General features: G+C 66.7%; 19 protein-coding genes. 12 read left to right on the top strand and 7 right to left on the bottom strand.

Annotation, left to right across the window (positions count from 1 at the left end; translation table 11 throughout):
* Positions 1-185 precede the first annotated feature (185 nt).
* Both ACFV4R_RS17855 and ACFV4R_RS17850 read right to left on the bottom strand, forming a co-directional pair.
* Positions 186-791: a hypothetical protein gene (locus tag ACFV4R_RS17855; RefSeq protein ID WP_377204001.1), complete on the bottom strand. Its 606-nt coding sequence runs from the start codon at positions 789-791 to the stop codon at positions 186-188.
* Positions 792-888: 97 nt separating this feature from the next.
* Complete coding sequence (locus tag ACFV4R_RS17850) at positions 889-1,419, bottom strand: GNAT family N-acetyltransferase (protein WP_377204002.1); 531 nt, start codon at positions 1,417-1,419, stop codon at positions 889-891.
* Between the two features lie 141 nt (positions 1,420-1,560).
* Between ACFV4R_RS17850 and ACFV4R_RS17845 the strand changes: the two genes are divergently transcribed.
* Entirely contained in the window at positions 1,561-2,283 is a 723-nt protein-coding gene (locus tag ACFV4R_RS17845; RefSeq protein WP_377204003.1) for a GPP34 family phosphoprotein, read from the top strand.
* 49 nt (positions 2,284-2,332) lie between these two features.
* On the opposite strand, the gene ACFV4R_RS17840 is transcribed toward ACFV4R_RS17845, so the two are convergent.
* Positions 2,333-2,692 carry a VOC family protein gene (locus tag ACFV4R_RS17840; RefSeq protein ID WP_377204004.1) on the bottom strand — a complete coding sequence of 120 codons (360 nt, stop codon included), beginning with the start codon at positions 2,690-2,692 and terminating at the stop codon, positions 2,333-2,335.
* 95 nt (positions 2,693-2,787) lie between these two features.
* On the opposite strand from ACFV4R_RS17840, the gene ACFV4R_RS17835 reads away from it, so the two are divergent.
* Positions 2,788-3,084 carry a hypothetical protein gene (locus ACFV4R_RS17835; protein WP_377204005.1) on the top strand — a complete coding sequence of 99 codons (297 nt, stop codon included), beginning with the start codon at positions 2,788-2,790 and terminating at the stop codon, positions 3,082-3,084.
* A gap of 28 nt (positions 3,085-3,112) precedes the next feature.
* Here ACFV4R_RS17835 and ACFV4R_RS17830 read toward each other — a convergent pair whose 3' ends face one another.
* On the bottom strand, positions 3,113-3,541 hold the full coding sequence (locus ACFV4R_RS17830; protein ID WP_377204006.1) for a VOC family protein: 429 nt from the start codon (positions 3,539-3,541) through the stop codon (positions 3,113-3,115).
* Positions 3,542-3,703: 162 nt separating this feature from the next.
* On the opposite strand from ACFV4R_RS17830, the gene ACFV4R_RS17825 reads away from it, so the two are divergent.
* Genes ACFV4R_RS17825 through ACFV4R_RS17815 form a run of 3 tightly spaced genes read left to right on the top strand, consistent with a single transcriptional unit; the run spans position 3,704 to position 4,837 of the window.
* Complete coding sequence (locus tag ACFV4R_RS17825; RefSeq protein ID WP_377204007.1) at positions 3,704-4,018, top strand: hypothetical protein; 315 nt, start codon at positions 3,704-3,706, stop codon at positions 4,016-4,018.
* Positions 4,015-4,242 carry a hypothetical protein gene (locus tag ACFV4R_RS17820; RefSeq protein ID WP_377204008.1) on the top strand — a complete coding sequence of 76 codons (228 nt, stop codon included), beginning with the start codon at positions 4,015-4,017 and terminating at the stop codon, positions 4,240-4,242. The genes ACFV4R_RS17825 and ACFV4R_RS17820 overlap by 4 nt, the downstream gene beginning before the upstream one ends.
* On the top strand, positions 4,220-4,837 hold the full coding sequence (locus ACFV4R_RS17815; protein WP_377204009.1) for a class I SAM-dependent methyltransferase: 618 nt from the start codon (positions 4,220-4,222) through the stop codon (positions 4,835-4,837). The genes ACFV4R_RS17820 and ACFV4R_RS17815 overlap by 23 nt, the downstream gene beginning before the upstream one ends.
* Positions 4,838-4,939: 102 nt before the next feature.
* Here the strand turns inward: ACFV4R_RS17815 and ACFV4R_RS17810 are convergent, their stop codons facing one another.
* Positions 4,940-6,814, bottom strand: a complete 1,875-nt coding sequence (locus ACFV4R_RS17810) for a Na+/H+ antiporter (protein WP_377204010.1) — start codon at positions 6,812-6,814, stop codon at positions 4,940-4,942.
* A 215-nt stretch (positions 6,815-7,029) separates the two neighbouring features.
* On the opposite strand from ACFV4R_RS17810, the gene ACFV4R_RS17805 reads away from it, so the two are divergent.
* On the top strand, positions 7,030-7,356 hold the full coding sequence (locus tag ACFV4R_RS17805) for an ArsR/SmtB family transcription factor (protein WP_377204011.1): 327 nt from the start codon (positions 7,030-7,032) through the stop codon (positions 7,354-7,356).
* A complete protein-coding gene (locus ACFV4R_RS17800; protein WP_377204012.1) occupies positions 7,353-8,159 on the top strand; it encodes a cation transporter in 807 nt (268 codons plus the stop codon). Before ACFV4R_RS17805 ends, ACFV4R_RS17800 begins: the two co-directional genes overlap by 4 nt.
* Before the next feature lie 17 nt (positions 8,160-8,176).
* Here ACFV4R_RS17800 and ACFV4R_RS17795 read toward each other — a convergent pair whose 3' ends face one another.
* Both ACFV4R_RS17795 and ACFV4R_RS17790 read right to left on the bottom strand, forming a co-directional pair.
* Entirely contained in the window at positions 8,177-9,907 is a 1,731-nt protein-coding gene (locus ACFV4R_RS17795) for a DUF5671 domain-containing protein (protein ID WP_377204013.1), read from the bottom strand.
* Positions 9,904-10,368 carry a hypothetical protein gene (locus ACFV4R_RS17790; protein WP_377204014.1) on the bottom strand — a complete coding sequence of 155 codons (465 nt, stop codon included), beginning with the start codon at positions 10,366-10,368 and terminating at the stop codon, positions 9,904-9,906. The genes ACFV4R_RS17795 and ACFV4R_RS17790 overlap by 4 nt, the downstream gene beginning before the upstream one ends.
* 174 nt (positions 10,369-10,542) lie before the next feature.
* Between ACFV4R_RS17790 and ACFV4R_RS17785 the strand changes: the two genes are divergently transcribed.
* The 5 genes from ACFV4R_RS17785 to ACFV4R_RS17765 all read left to right on the top strand — a co-directional run bounded on the left by ACFV4R_RS17785 (position 10,543) and on the right by ACFV4R_RS17765 (position 16,169).
* Positions 10,543-11,148 (top strand): helix-turn-helix domain-containing protein, encoded by a 606-nt coding sequence (locus ACFV4R_RS17785; RefSeq protein WP_015938467.1) that lies wholly within the window; start codon positions 10,543-10,545, stop codon positions 11,146-11,148.
* Between the two features lie 164 nt (positions 11,149-11,312).
* Positions 11,313-12,644, top strand: coding sequence for an MFS transporter (locus tag ACFV4R_RS17780; RefSeq protein ID WP_377204015.1), 1,332 nt, complete (start codon positions 11,313-11,315; stop codon positions 12,642-12,644).
* An 11-nt stretch (positions 12,645-12,655) separates the two neighbouring features.
* Positions 12,656-14,062, top strand: coding sequence for an FAD-dependent oxidoreductase (locus tag ACFV4R_RS17775; RefSeq protein WP_377204016.1), 1,407 nt, complete (start codon positions 12,656-12,658; stop codon positions 14,060-14,062).
* Complete coding sequence (locus ACFV4R_RS17770; protein WP_377204017.1) at positions 14,059-15,351, top strand: CaiB/BaiF CoA transferase family protein; 1,293 nt, start codon at positions 14,059-14,061, stop codon at positions 15,349-15,351. The genes ACFV4R_RS17775 and ACFV4R_RS17770 overlap by 4 nt, the downstream gene beginning before the upstream one ends.
* An 8-nt stretch (positions 15,352-15,359) precedes the next feature.
* Entirely contained in the window at positions 15,360-16,169 is an 810-nt protein-coding gene (locus ACFV4R_RS17765; RefSeq protein WP_377204038.1) for an enoyl-CoA hydratase-related protein, read from the top strand.
* Positions 16,170-16,179: the final 10 nt, after the last annotated feature.

Here is a 16,179-nt window from a genome sequence, read left to right as displayed (position 1 = left end):
TCTGATGTTGGCGAGTCGTCTGCGCGTGCTCCCGCGGATGTCCGTAGCCGACACGGCGCTGCGTTCTACTGCTCAGTCAAGGGCAGCTGTGTGCTGAGCTGTCCGTGCCCTGCCTTCTCTGGAGAACCCGGGCGTGTAGACAACCTCGTTATGCACAGCACCTCTGGCCAGCCTGCTTCAGCCGGCTACGAGCGGCGCATTGGGAAGTTGTCCAACCAAGCGAGAATCCGAGCGGCCGCCTCCTGTGGTGTGAGATCGCCGTTTTCGAGGCGCATATGCCGGTGTTCTGTTAGGAGCGCGGTCCCGGGTAAGGGCAGATCCAAAGTGGCATCGAGGCCAGTATTCATAAGAAAGCGTTCCATTTCGCGAACATTCGCGTCAGACCACTCCACGTCTCTCTTCGACCGCTTCTCAGCAAGTCGCAAGTCGGTTCGATTCCGCTGAAGCCGAGTATCCAGATCCGCCGCCAGTTCAACGAATGCTACCTCCGCACCTTTTTCGACATAAGGGCGGATGTATTTCCTAACCTCGTCGGCGTCTGCCTGCTGCTCAAGGCCCCAGACAAATGTGAGCAGCAAGTCCGTGTCTGAAAGGGCAGCTTCCTTGACGACTTCCTCCCGCCAATTGGCAAGTAGCCGATTGAACGGCGGTGTCCCGTATTTGAAGACCTCAAGTAGTGGCTCGATAAGCGCGTGGTTATGAAACAAACGAAACTCGCTCTGCCGTGCGACCTCGCGTCCCACGGTCATCTTTCCGACGGCGGGCGGACCAAAGATCACGAGCAGGCGCATGTTGTAACTTTGCCACGCGGAGTCGCCGGAAACCCTGTGTTCAAGGCAGCGGTTCGTGGTTGGAGGCAAGGCCTGTCCGCCTCAGCTGCAGCAACGGCTAAAGGCGCAGCTCCATGAAGACGCTGTTCGGGTCCAGGACGTAGTCGGCAAAAGGCAGACACTCAGTGAAACCGTGGCGCGCGTAGAGGCGCCGGGCCGGAGCGAAGTAGTCCTCGGTTCCGGTCTCCAAGCAGACCCGCTCGAGGTCTCGGGAGCGGGCCTGCTCGATAATGTGCTTCAGCATGAGGGTAGCCACACCACGCCCGCGAGCGGCCGCTGCCGTACGCATGGACTTGATCTCGCCGAGCCGGCCAGCGCCGTGACGTTCCGTTCCGTGAACTGCGCTGCCGTGGGGTTCTGTGGCGTCGACTGGGTGGGACTCTGTTTCATGAAGCTTGAGGGCACCGCACCCCAGCAACTCGCCGTCCTCGCGCGCTGTCCAGAAAGTGATCGAGGGGACGGACAGGGCCGTGTGGTCCAGCGCGTGCACGCTCTCGGCAGGAGAAGTGGCGAACATGTCCGCGAGATGTTCGCTCAGAAGCTGGTGGACATCACCGCGTACGGGATCGTCCCGGTCAATATGGATCATTCGCTCAAATTTACCGGCACTTGGTGCGCGTCCCGACCCGGCAAGCATCAGCAGGACTCAGGTCCCGGCTGGATGCATCTCTGGGCGAGGTAGGTACGAAAGGCCGTAGTTGCGGCGGCCCAGCAGGTCCACCATGGCCGTATGAACACTGAAGCACCAGCCGCGGTGAACCTGAACCTGCCCCAGCAATTCTTGCTCCTGGCAACGAACGACAAAGATGGAAAACCAGAAGTACCACTGTTCGCGCTCAGAACCACAGTGGCAGGGGCAATCCTGGCCGAGCTGGACTTGGCTGGCGCGATCGAGCTGCTGGGCAAGCACGTCCGGGCCACAGGATCGGCCGCCAGGGACGACCTTGCACCCGAACTGGAACTGATCCGCGGCAAGTCCCGCCCGCACACTCCCGCCCGATGGGTTTCCATCATGGAAGGCCGCGCCCAGGTTCACCGGATCTACGAGGGCATGGCGGCCCTCGGCATCGTGGAGCACGTCGGGGAGAAACACCTGGCACGGTTCCGGCCGGTGCGTTACCCGGAAAAGGACCACGAAACCGAGGCGGCGCTCCTCAAAAGGATCGAGTCAACGCTCAGCGGAGCAACGCCCACAACCGTGGTGACGGATCCGGCTGATGGCAGCGCGGAGGAGCCCGCAACGCAAACCAAGAACCCCGCTGCCGGGGCGCAAGAAACGAGGACTTTGGCCCTCATCGCACTGCTTGAGGCGGCAGGGCTGCTGCACAAGCTGTTCCCGGACGCGGACAGGAACTGGGCGAGCGGTCTGGCCAAGGACTACTGGCCGGCGCGCGCCGTCGAGGACGAGTTGCGGCTGATCCGGCTGGCGGAGGAGGAAACCGCCATGCTCTAGGAACCTCAGAGCGCGGCACCGGAGCAAGGGTCAAGCAAGGCAGCGGTAGTTAGCCGCCGCTCTTGTCGATAACGCAGAAGCGGTTTCCGTCGGGATCCTCCAGGACGATGAAGTCCGGGTCCTCCGGATAGAGATCCCAGTCCACACGCCGGGCGCCAATCGAGACAAGCCGCTCCACCTCGGCCCCCTGGTCCTCCGCGTAAAGGTCAAGGTGGATCCGCGGGCGGTCCTGGACAGGCGTTTCGCTCAGCATGAGCGAGAGCAACGCGCCAGGGCCCGACGGCGGCGCGAGGGTTACCCACGTGTCGTCACCTTGTTCCCGCGGGACATAGCCCAAGGCTGAGTGCCAGAAGTCGGTAGCGGCGGCGACGTTGTTGACGCCGAGGACGATAGTGCCGATGGTCAACATCAGCCCAGCCTAAACCTGTCCTGAGCTGGGTGTCAGGGCCTGGCAGGCAGCTTTTCGCGCTGGAGGGACGAGCGCGCCCCGCTAGACTCGCCTCCATGGGGGAGCACAACACACCTGAAGACCGCATGCCGTCCAAACGCACCAAATGGCGTGCCGCCGTCGTACCTCTGCTGGGCGCGGCCGTCGTGTTGGCGGGCATCCTGACCGCCTGGCTGAACCGGAACGCGTCCTTCTCTTTCGCCTACGCGCCGAACAGCAACAGGCCGTTCACGGGCATCGGTGCCGACCTCATCACCGAGGGAACCCAGGCGGGCCTGGCCATCGCCGTCGCTGGACTGCTGGTGCTGGCATTCTGGGCCGGATTCAGGGTAGGCCGGCGGCCCGGCCGGTAGAACATCTCCGTCGAAGCTGATTCCGCCGTTAGCCTTCGTACCCGATTAGCCAGTGGAGCCCGTGCCGGTCGATGACCTGGCCGTCCGAGGCGCCCCACGGCTTTGGCGCGAGGGCATCAACCACGGTGCCGCCGTCGGAAAGCCTGCGGAACCATTCGTGCAGCACTGACGGTTCCGCGGTCCCCAGCAACGAGAGCATGACGCCTTCGGTGCGGACGCTCGCCTCGCCGGCTGCCGCGTCCGAGCCCCCTAGCGCCACGACGCCGGCCAGCGTTCCGTGGGCGATGGCGTCCGGAGGGCCGTCGCTCCTGCTGAAATCCTGGTACGTGTGCAGGGCAAGTTCGCCGCCGAAGACGTCCCGGTAGAACGTCAGGGCCTCCCGCGCAGTTCCGGGAAAGCTGACATAGATCTGGGGCCCTGGCGTGCGAACGGTGTCCTGCGAAGGCGTAATGGTCATCATCCATCCTCGGGTTCTGGGGCCATCGGGCTGCTCCGGAATCTCATCGGCGGCGCTCGCTGAGGGCGAGGCCTCGAAACATGTGCCCGGGCATCCGCCCAGCCTAGACCGGACGGGCTGACCCGGGAAGGGCAGTCAGCACCCACGGCTAGACTCGCAGACATGGGGGACAACGAAAAACCTGAACAGCACACGCCGGCCAAACCCACCAGACTTAGTGCGGCCGTGATGCCTCTCCTCGGCGTCGCCGCGCTGCTGGTGGGGTGCATTGTTGCGTGGAACCAGCAGGCGACCGCCAGTTTTGGCTGGTTCGCCTACGCGCCCCTAAGCAACGACACCTTCAACGGATCAGGCATGACCTTCGTAACGCAGGGGACGCAGATCGGGTTGGGCATCGCCGTGCTGGGCCTGCTGGTCCTCGCTTTCTGGGCCGGTTACCGGAGCGGGCAGCGGCGCGGGCGGCCAGCCAACCGATGACACGCCGCACTGACTTCTGGGCGCTCGCGCTGGTGGCCAGCGCGACGCTGCTGGTGTGCGGCGCCGTCGCAACCTGGAACTATGCCCTGCTTGCCGATGAATACGGCATCAGGGAAGGCGGGCTCCCTTTCGCCATGCTGCTGGTCCTCGGCGTCGGCGCCTTCATGATCAGCGTGCCGGGCTTTTTCGCCACCAGAAGCCGTGCACGGGCGCCCCGGGACTGAGGCCCAGGTTCGGGCTTCTTATGCGGCGCGCGCAGCCGAGTACATTTCCCGGTTCGGGTCGCTTGAGTCCACCCATCCTGAGGACAGGTCCCTCATCGCGGAATGGGCTGAACCGCTGACGGGGCACGTGCTGGACGTGGGCTGCGGACCTGGCCAGTGGAGCAGCTTCCTGGCGGACCAGGGCAAGGATGTGGATGGCTTCGACCCGGTCCCGGAGTTTGTGGAGCACGCACGCGTGCGGTTCCCGAATGTTTCCTTCCGGGTTGCAGGCACCAAGGACCTTCCTGTTGCCGCTGGCTCCGCGGCCGGCATCCTGTGCTGGTACTCCCTGATCCACACCGAACCGGCGGACATGCCCCACGTACTCGAAGAACTGGCCGGAAAACTGGCACCCGGGGGAGCCCTCCTCCTCGGGTTCTTCGAAGGCGCCCGGGTGGAACAGTTCCCGCACGCCGTAGCCCCTGCCTACTTCTGGCCGGTCCCCAGCCTGGAAGGACTCATCCGGGGCGCGGGGTTTGACGTCGTTTCCGTAGCGGGGCGCACTGAGGCGGGTGCCCGGCCGCACGCTGCTATCAGTGCCCGCCTTCGGCACTGACCGCAACCGTCACGTGCGCCAGCCACACATCCGCCCACTCACCCAGCCCGAGCCCCTCCAGCCGAAGCCCCTCCATCCCGAGTCCCTTCAGTCCGAGCCCCTTCACCCCAGCAGGTCGTCCTGGTAGCACCAGCGCCAGTCCTCGCCGGGCTCGATGCTGCGCATGACGGGGTGCCCGGTCGCTTCGAAGTGCCTGGAGGCATGGGTGGCGGGGGAGGAATCGCAGCACCCCACGTTGCCGCACTCCAGGCACATGCGGAGGTGGACCGTCGTCGTTCCCTCCCGGACGCAGTCCTCGCAGAAGGCACCGCCGGGAACCTCACGGGGTGCCGCGGATTCCAGGTGGTCGCACTCGCCTCCGGGTTTGGCCACGCCTTCGCCGCCGCCACCGCCCGACGGGTCAATCTCGTCCAGGGACACGTCCAGCATGGATTCCTCAACGTCCAGCCGCTCCAGGACAGCGCTCAGGACCTCGTGCGCATACTCGCCACCACGCCGGAGCTCCAGCACCTTCTCGCGCTCCGCCTCCAGCATGGCCAGCCGCAGCCGGGCATAGCGCTCGCTGGGCGTGGACGTTTCCGCCGACGGCCGCCCCAGCCGCTCCCATGCCGCCAGCCCGCGTTCCTGCGTCCGCCGCTTCAGCATGGACACCACCTCCGGCGGGTCGTCATCCGTCCTGAGTTCATGCAGCTTCGCGACGCCCGCGGCGGTGGCCAGCTGCATGAGCGACGCCTGGTTCAAAGCGTCCTCGCGCTGGTCCGGCCCCTGCACCCGGAGGATCCGCACCAGCGCCGGCAGCGTGACACCCTGCAGCGTCAGCGTTCCGCCCACCACCACCAGCGCGGCGAGGATCAACACTGACCGGTGTTCCAGGTCCTCCGGCAACACGAGTACGGCGGCCAGGGTGACCACGCCCCGCATCCCGGCCCAGGACACGATGGCTGCAAACTGCCACGGCGGCGCCGGATCCTTCCGCTGCACCGACGGGATCAGCCGCGGCAGGTAGGTGGCCGGGAATACCCACACCGGCCGGAGGAACAGCACGGCCAGCAGGATGACCACACAGCCGGCCCAGATCCTGCCCGCGCCCAGGGAGTCGTCCTGGACGCCGTCCACGATGGTGCGCACCTGCAGCCCGATAAGCAGGAACACCGAATTCTCCAGCAGGAACTGCACCGTGTTCCAGTTGCTCCGCTGGCTGAGCCGCGCCGCACCGTTGGGCATGGACGGCGCCTTGGTGCCCATGATGAGGCCGGTGACCACCACGGCGAGCACACCCGAGGCGTGGATCGCCTCCGCCGGCAGGTACGCCACCAGGGGCGCCGCCAGCGACGTGGAGGTGTTGATGGCAACGTTGCGGATCCGTTTGCGGAGCATGGTGAGCACGTAGGCCGCGGCGATGCCCACCACCAGTCCGCCGCCCACGGCCAGCAGGAAGTCTCCGGCAATTCCGGCTACGGACACCACTCCAGAGATGGCGGCGATCGCGGCGCGCAGGCAGATCAGGGCGGTGGCGTCATTGACCAGGGATTCGCCCTCAAGGATGGTGACGATCCGGCGCGGCATCCCCACCTTCCGCGCGATCGCCGTCGCCGCCACCGCATCCGGCGGCGCCAGCACGGCCCCCAGCGCAAACGCCGCAGCCAGCGGAATCTCCGGAAACAGCCACCAGACCACCAGCCCCACAGTGAGGGTGCCGAAGATGACATACCCCACCGAAAGCAGGCCGATGGCCCGGCGGTTGGAGCCGAAATCAAACAGCGATGTCCGCAGCGCAGCCGCATACAGCAGCGGCGGCAGCAGCCCCACCAGCACCAGTTCCGGGTTCAGCTCGATGTCCGGTATGAACGGAAGGAACGAACCCGCCACCCCGATCAGCACCAGCAGCAGCGGCACCGAAACGTTGAGCTTCCGGCCGAGGGCGCTGCCGGCACACACCACGGCAACGAGGACCAGAAGGCCCAGGGCGATTTCCATGGGGTCATTCTCTCAGCAACGCCGGCAAAGGGAACGGAAGACTAAGGGGAGCAGACGCCCAAGAGGAACGGCCCACGCACGACGGCGGGACGCGGCCGCCGTCGTCCGCTTCCTTGGCGACGTCCCGGCTTGAGCACCCGTGACCGATTACTGCGGCGGGGAGGCGGGTAACTACAGCCTTGAATGGATACATCCCAGGATGTACTCTCGAAGGCATGCAGACCCTCACCCACGCCCCGGTCCTGGCGCGCTTTGGTTACGCCGTCTCGGACCCCACCAGGGCGCAGGTCCTGCTGGCCCTCGCCGAGGCACCGTCCTACCCGTCGGATCTGGCCGACTCCATCGGGGTGTCCCGGCAGAGCATGTCCAACCACCTCACCTGCCTGCGCGGCTGCGGGCTGGTGGTCTCGGTCCCGGACGGCCGCCGGACACGCTACGAACTTGCTGACGCCCGGCTGGGCCACGCCATCAAGGACCTCCTCGGCGTCGTCCTTGCCGTGGACCCTGCCTGCTGCGCGCCCGACGGCGAGTGCCTGGCATGAGCGGAACCCTGGCCCGGCCCCTCCGGTCCGGGCGGCGGTCCGTCCTGACGCGCCGGATCCGCCTCTTCGCAGCCGCCACCATCACCTACAACGTCATCGAAGCCGTGGTTGCGCTCTGGGCCGGCGGCGTGGCCGATTCGTCAGCGCTGATCGGGTTCGGACTGGATTCGGTCATCGAGGTCGCGTCGGCGGTGGCACTCTCGTGGCAGTTCTCCGCGAAGGACCCTGAGCGGCGCGAGCACCTCACGCTGCGAATCATCGCGATCTCCTTCTTCGCGCTCGCAGCCTTCGTCACCGTGGACGCCGTTCGGTCCCTGGCGGGCGGGGGAGAGGCCCAGCACTCCACACCCGGCATTGTGATCGCCGCCCTGAGCCTGGCCATCATGCCCGTGCTCTCGTGGGCCCAGCGCCGGGCGGGACGCGAGCTTGGCTCCAGGACCGCCGTCGCCGACTCCAAGCAGACGCTGCTCTGCACCTACCTTTCCGCGGTGTTGCTGGTGGGGCTGGTCCTGAACAGCACCCTGGGTTGGTGGTGGGCGGACGCTGCAGCGGCCATCGTGATCGCCGGCATCGCCGTCCGGGAAGGCTTCAACGCCTGGCGCGGGGACGTCTGCTGCGCGGTGCCCCACGCAGAGTCCCACACAGAGTCCCACGCTGAGTCGCTTGCCGTGCCGCGGGACGGCGGGAATGCGGACGCCGCCGCCAGCCATGCCACCAGCGGGCAGGACGCAGCCGCGTGCTGCCCCGGGTGCACTCCGGCGCAGCCACAGTCCTTTGGACTGACCATCCACAGCAAGAACTGAGCGGCCGCCAATAACCGTCAGCCCTGTGTGTCCGGTGGCGGCGCGGCCAGCGGAACCACGTCGAGGCCGCCCGGGCCCACGATGACCAGGACGTGCGGCGCGGCCACATCGTCCAGTGCGGCTGCCACCTGCCGAATGATGTCGTCGGGCTGGGCGGCCGGTGACCCCGGCGCAGGGATGGACGACGGCGGCAGGCAAGTGCCGCCGTCGTCCGCCCGAAGCCAGGCGGCCACCTTGGCGCCTCCCGTGACGTCAGCGATGCCCCGCGCCAAAGCGCGGACGTCAACGGTGCCTGGGATATAGCCGCTGACCAGCGTGACCTGGTCAATCACCCGACGCCGGGCGGGCGCCGCGGCCGCCAGCAGCGTGCGGTCGTGCCGCCACAACGCGAAGTGGTAGCCGGCCACTAACCCAGCCGCCACGAGCAGGCCCAGCGGTGCCCGGATCCGGTCCAAAAGGCTTCCGCCGGAGACATCGCCCAGCAGGTACTGGAACACCCGGTAACCCGTCACCAGCAGCGTAATCAGGGCCACCACCGCGCTGACGCCAAAGAACGCCACCAGGTAAATGCGCCGGCCGGGTGGAATTTCTCCCGCCGCCCTGGGCTGGTGCCGCGGCTGCCACGCCAGCCACCACACCGGGCCGCCCACCACGAGGGAGCTGATGCCGCCCAGCAGCAGGGTGCGTGCGGCTCCGCCGGCCAGCGGCGAGACGGCGGCAGCCAACAGGGCGTTCACCACCACCCCCACGCCGGACGCCGCCGCGGCCAGGGCAACGGCGGAGGTCACCAGGAGACTGGCGCGCCTGGTTTCGGTGGAACGGGTGACCGCCACCGCCCGGTGGTAGCGCCACACCACGGCACCGATGGCCGCGGCTGCGATTGCCGGCGCCAGTGGCTCCAGCAGCAGGTTCACAGGATCGCTGCGATCGAAGGCGAGCCGCAGGAGCACGAACACCACCACCCCCACACCGCCCAGGGCTGCGATGCCCGCAATGAAGATGCCGACGGCGATCATGGCCACATCCGCCAGGCCGGTCCGGAAGTGCCGGCCGCCTTCCCTGAACCAGTGCCACCACCACACGAGTGCGCCGCCCGCGGCCCACACCAGCGAACGGACCGGGTCAAACCACCATGGCTCAACCGCCGCGCTGAGCGGGAACCCGCGGATGGCCACATCCAACAGGCCACTGAGGGCGGCAATCGCCGCGCCGGCGCCCAGCAGCAGGCCGAAGACCGATCCGAGGAGTGTCCTGACGTCCTCCAGGTGCGTCGACGGCTTGGCGGGGTGCTTCCACATCCACCGGTGCCAGAGCCAAATGGCTGCCCACACCAGGCCGTTGGCGAGCGGGGACTGCCATTGGCTTGCCTGCGTATCAATAAAAGACGTTGCAAGGTTCAGCAGCGCGGTGGTGGCGATGATGAGCGAGACGGCGTACATCCCGGACAGGTACAGGCCCCAGCCGGCGGCGGTGCGCTCCGCGGCGTCGTCGAGGCGCCGCCAGGCAAACCACCACAAGAGCAGAGCCAGCGGGCCGCCGATCAGGGTGAACGCCAGGGGCAGCGCCAGGCTGGCAGGATCGCCGGTGACCAGCACGGACGCCGTGCGGAAGAGCCGTTCGAGCAGTCCACTCACGCCCGAGGCCGCAATCACCACCAAGGCGAAGAGCAGGACGTAGAGGATCAGGCGGCGGAGGGTGGCCAGGCCGCCGGCGGGAGCGCGGGTGGTGGTGGTTGCCGGCGTGGTCATTGTTTAGCCGGAACTACTGAGCAGGCCGTCAGGATGTAGGGCGGCTGGTCGATCTTCCAGGTGCCGTTGACCTTCAGAAGCGAGAAAGCGTCCTCCATCTCGTACTCGGACGGGCCAAACGGGCCGCCCTGGGACTGCTGGACGATCGAAACCCGCACCGTGGCTGAATCGGTGCGCTCCGCCGTCGAGACAAGGACAACGCGCGCCGGCCGTGGCTCGCCCTGGAAGCCTCCGCGACATCTGGTCCGGGCGGCATCTGTGAGGTAGGAATCCGCGGCGCTGTTGTCGCCGTCGATCACGGCCTTGCTGTACTGCTGCACTACTCCGGCGGGGCTGGCTTCATCCAGTTGGGCGGGCTCGCCGCGCGTGAAGACCACCGCCAGCGCAACCACCACCAGCAGGCCAACGACGCCGATCAGCGCGAAAAGGATCCGGTCCGGTTTTCGCGCGGCGTCGCTCATGGCGACAGTATGCGCCCTGGCCAGAGGGTTTTGCATGTGTCTTTCGGCCCGGCGCGGAGACTCAGCGCAGGAGCACCGAAGGGCAAATCTTCAATATAGTTAGGAAAATCCGTTGACTGGCCGGAAATCTTCACTATAGTTGTGTGAGTAGCATCACCCAGTGAAAGACAAGCGATGACCACCGAGACTAGCACCACCGCCCCGCCGGCCACCAGCGAACTGCTGGCCACTGTCGGCAACAAGGTGCGGTCCATGCGAAAAGACCGGGGAATGACCCTGGCCCGGCTCTCGGAGATCACCGGACTCAGCCAGGCGATCGTCAGCCAGATCGAACGCGGAATGGCCAACCCGTCCTTCACTACCCTCGCGCAGCTGGCCCACGGACTGGACATCCCCGTGGGAAGGTTCTTTATCGGCCAGGACCAGTCCAGGTCCCCGGTGGTCCGGAGATCCGCGCGGCGCAACCTCCAAAACGTCACCCGCGAGTCTGTCGGCGAAGCAATTCATGAGCTGCTCACCCCGGACCGCGATGGCACCATCGAAGCGCAATGGATCAGCACGCCCCCAGGGCACGACACCAGCGCAACGCCCTTCACCCACAGCGGGGAAGAGTTCTGCTACATCATTTCGGGCCGGAAGGACGTCTACCTTGACGGCGTCTGCTACAGCCTCGAAGAGGGCGACTCGATCACCTACTCTTCGGAAATCCCCCACTGGTACAAGAACAGCTACGAAGAGGTATGCGTAGCCATCTGGGTCAACGCTCCCCACGCGTTGTAGGCCTGCCGGCCTTAACCGGTGCCGGCGCTTACCCCTAACCGTCCGGACACGTCTCCGTGGCCGCTGACACTCCTTGCCACTTTCGCATCAGGCGCCTCCTCCAACAGGCGTTCCTGCGTCATACCCTCTTACGCCCTCCGGGGCGCAAGCGTAAGGAAAATCCCATGCTTGACACCCAAACCACGGACAATGCTGTCCCGACACCCCGCACCATCCATTCATCCCCCCAAAAGCACGAGAAGTTCACCCCCGAAGTCCGCAAGGGCCTGCTGGGCCTTGGCCTCGGCAATGCCCTGGAATGGTACGACTGGATGGTCTTCGGCCTCCTCTCCGCCTTCATAGGACCCAACTTCTTCCCCAATACGGACCCGCTGTCCGCAACGCTGAATGCGCTGGCCGTGTTCGCCGTCGGGTTCGCCTTCCGCCCCCTCGGCGGCATCCTTCTGGGCACCCTGGCCGACAGGATCGGCAGGCGCCGGGTGATGCTGCTGTCCATCATGCTGATGGCCGGCACCACGCTGGTCATCGCCGTCACGCCTAGCTACGCCACCATTGGCCCCCTGGCCGGCATCATCCTGCTGGTGTGCCGCGTCCTCCAGGGCATCTCCACCGGCATCGAAGCGCCGCTCTCCACCTCACACGCCGTTGAGCTGGCGCCGGAAGGCCGCGAAGGCTACGTGGCCGGCATCATGTCCTTCTACGTGAACATCGGCATCCTGCTTGCCTCGCTGGTGAGCTTCCTCTGCAGCCTGGTGATCGGCGGGGCGGCCATGGGGGACTGGGGCTGGCGCGTGCCGTTCATCCTCGGCGCCCTGTTCGGCTTTGTGGTCCTGTACCTGCGCCGCTCGCTGCCGGAAACCCTCAAAGAAGAGGAAATGGCAACCAACACGCCCCGCGCTGTCTGGTCCGGCGTCCGCAAGCACTGGCTCTCCGTCCTGGCCATCATCTTCGTGGTGGGCGCAGCCCAGGCCTACAACTACGCCTGGAACGTGGGCCTGCCCAGCGCAGCCCGCAGCGGCTTCAAGGAAGACCCCACCGCCGTCTTCGCGCTCACCACAGTGCTTGGCGTCATCCTGGTGGCGGGCTCCTGGATCATCGGCAAGCTGGCCGACGGCAGGGCAATGTCCCGCTGGTTCCTGGTGACCCGCATCCTGGCCATCCCGTCAGTGTTCCTCATGCTGCTCTACGTACAGCCCGGCATCGGCGCATTCGCGGCGGTCCTGCTGGGCGGCTCGGTGGTCCTGGTGCTGAACATGACCCTCTACAACGTGGTCAGCTCCTCCCTGATGCCCAAGAACATCCGAGGTACCGGAGTAGCCCTGGGCTACGGCATCGGCGTCGCCCTCTTCGGCGGCACCGCCTCCTACCTTCTGGTCTGGTTCCAGTCCCTGAACCTCACCTGGATCTTCCCGGTCTACGTGGCCGTACTGTCCATCCTCAGCATCGTCTTCTACATCGCCGCACGCCGCAGCAACGGCATCTTCGTCGGCAAGTAAGGAACCCTCCCATGAACACCACACCCAGCTTCACCGCGCCCGAAAACGCCTTCAACGGCTCCCTGGAACTCGCCACTACCACGGCGGACCTCACCGCCCCGGTCATCTCCCGGTCCGACGTCCTGGTGGTGGGCGGTGGCCCCGCCGGCGTTGCCGCCGCAGTCACCGCGGCCCGCTCCGGCGCTAAAGTCACCCTCCTGGAACGCTACTCATCCCTGGGCGGGCTCGCCTCCGGCGGCATGGTGCTGGTGCTGGATGACATGATCAACGGCCAGGAAATCACAGTCACCGGCATCGTCTCCGAGTACGTGGAGCGCCTGCAGAAGCTGGGGCTGGCCATTGTCCCGCCGGCAGATGACCGCAAGACCTCGGAGGAGCTGTGGAACAAGTGGGGCCGCTACGGTACCTTCGACTTCCACTCCCACACCAACCCGAAGCCCATCTGCTATGCCGCGGCCTTCGACCCCGACGGCTGGAAGCGGGTCTCCAACGACCTGGTCCGCGAGGCCGGCGTGGACCTCCGCCTGCACTCCTGGTTCTCCCGCCCCATCGTGGACAACGGAGTGATGAAGGGCGTCATCACCGAAACCAAGATGGGCCCGCAGGCCTTCATGGCGGACGTGGTCATCGACACCACCGGCGACATCGACGTCGCCTCCCGGGCCGGTGCCAGCTACGCCAAGGACAACTACATCACCACGCTGGTGTTCCGCCTGGGCAACGTGGACACCCGGGCCGCGGAGGCCTTCGAGCAGGCAAACCCCAAGGAAGCACGCGCGATCAACCGCAAGATCAAGCGCCTCCTCGGCGGCGCCTGGGAACTGTGGTGGCTCAAGACCCCCATCGACGGTGTGGTCTGGTGCAACGCCCCGCACATGTCCGGGTTCGACGGCACGGACCCCGCGGACATGACGGCCGCCGAGTTCGCTGCGCGGGACAGGATCTCCGAGGCCGTGGAGTACGTCCGCGCCCACCTTCCCGGGTTCGAGAACTGCTACATGCTGGATGTGGCCTCCCAGATGGGCGTCCGGCAGACCCGCCTGCTGCAGGGCGAATACGTCATGACCAAGGACGACGTCACCCAGCGCCGCCACTTCGCCGACACCGTGGCCCGCGGCCGCGACTACTACTACCCGTACCGGTCGCTGCTGCCCAAGGAAGTGGACCAGCTGCTGGTTGCCGGCCGCCACTACTCCGCCACCCCGGAAGCCCAGAAGATGTCCCGCGAGATCCCGCCCTGCATGGCCATGGGCCAGGCCGTCGGCGTCGCCGCAGCGCTCGCCGTCGAGAACAACGTCCTGGTCCGCGACGTGTCCGCCCTGGACATCCAGCAGGGCATGCGCCGGCACGGCGCCGACCCGGGCGACGTCCCGTCGTCGAACGCCACCGTGGACGCCGAAGCGGCGGTCCTGGCATGAGCAGCGCGACGTTGGAGCAACGTGCGGAACGCGCAGGGCGGCAAACAGGACGCACGACGGCGGCAGGCGCCTCCGCGTCACCCCTCGCTGGGGATGCGCGGCCAGCCACCCCGCTGCCGCTCGACGGCATCAAGATCGTGGACTTCACCCAGGTGTTCATGGGCCCGTCCTGCACCCAGATGCTGGGAGACTACGGCGCGGACATCATCAAGGTGGAACGCCCGGGCGCCGGGGACATCTCGCGGAACTCGTTTCCGGACCAGGACGGCCAGGACAACCCGATCTTCCTGTCCATCAACCGCAACAAGCGCAGCGTCTCCATCGACACCCGCACTGAGGAGGGCCGAAACGTCCTGCACGCCATCATGGCGGACGCGGACGTGGTAGTCAGCAACTTCCGCTCAGGCGTGATGGAGCGGATGGGCTTCGGCTACGAAGAGCTCAAACAGGAGAACCCGGGCATCATCTGGGCCTCCGGCACCGGCTTCGGCCCGGTGGGGCCGTACTCGCACAAGGGCGGTCAGGACGCCATCGCCCAGGCCTACTCGGGTGTGATGTGGCGGCGTGAATCGGACGACCAGAAACCGGCCATCTACCCCACTACCCTGTGCGACTACATCACCGGCATGCATCTGATGCAGGGCATCCTGCTGGCACTGCGCACCCGCGAAACCTCCGGCGTAGGCCAGAAGGTGGAGGTGACCATGTACGACTCCATGCTGCACCTGCAGATGCAGGAGGCATGCATGCAGCTCAACCGCGGGTACGAGGTCAACTGGGGCGCCATGCCGCTGAGCGGCGTCTTCGAAACCACGGACGGCGCTGTGTGCATGGTGGGCGGGTTCACCCCGGATCCGCTGGCCCGCATCTCCGACGCCCTGGGCCTGGACGAGGACCTCACCCGGCGCCCCGAGTTCGCCAACCTCGAGCAGCAGTTCAAGCACAAGCCCGCGCTGCAGGCCATCTTCCGGGAACACATTGCCACCAACACCACCGAGTACTGGACCGGGAAGCTCGAGGAACAGGGGCTGCTGAACGCCCCTGTCCACACGCTGGAACAGGCGCTCGCCGACGCCCAGACCGAAGCCAACGGCATGATCGTGGAAGCCGAACATCCCGGCGTGGGCACGGTGAAGATGCTCAACGCCCCCATCCGGCTCTCCGCCACCCCGCCCACGGTCCGCCGTGTGGCGCCCCGCCTCGGTGAACACAACGTGGAGGTGCTGCTGGAGAACGGTTTCGACGCGGCCACGATCAAGCGGTTGCAGGAACTGGGGGTCCTGCGGTGAGCGCCACCATGGAAGAAACCACCGTCGACGAGCGGGTGGACCAGGTCACGCTGACCATCGAGAACCACGTGGCCACCGTGACAATCGACCGGCAGCACGTCCTTAACGCCGTGGACGGCACCGCCCAGGCCCGGCTCAACGAGATCTGGGACCAGCTGGAGCAGGACGCTGACGTGCGCGCCGTGGTCATCACGGGCGCCGGGACGCGCGCCTTCTGCGTGGGGGCGGATATGTCCGCGTCCGCCGTGGACAAGACTGGCCTGGAGTACTGGGCCGGCCTTGACCCCAACGGGTTCGGCGGCCTGAGCCTCCGCACCACGCTGGACGTACCGGTGATCGCCAAAGTCAACGGCTACGCGCTGGGCGGCGGCATGGAAATGGTGCTCGGGGCGGACATCGTGGTGGCAGCGGAGAACGCGAAGTTTGGTTTGACCGAACCCCGCGTCGGCCGTTTGGCGCTCGACGGCGGCATCCACCAGCTGGTGCGGCGCGTCCCCTACACGCAGGCCATGGGCATGCTGCTCACGGGCCGGAAAGCGGACGCCACGGAGATGCACGCCATGGGCCTGGTCAACGAGGTTGTCCCAGCAGAGGAGATCGACGCCGCGGTGCAGCGCTGGGTGGACCAGATCCTGGCCTGCGCACCCACTTCCGTGCGCGCCGTCAAACAGATGGTCACGCAAACCGGCCACCTCACCGCCACGGAAGCCCGCGGGCTCCGGCTCCCGGCCCTGATGTCCGCGCTGGACAGCGAGGACTCGACTGAGGGCGTCCGCGCCTTCCAGGAAAAACGCCAGCCCGTGTGGCCCGGCCGCTGACCTGCCACCG

The organism is Pseudarthrobacter sp. NPDC059871 (assembly GCF_042731175.1).
Lineage (GTDB): Bacteria > Actinomycetota > Actinomycetes > Actinomycetales > Micrococcaceae > Arthrobacter.
This window is presented reverse-complemented; position numbering and strand designations above follow the sequence as displayed.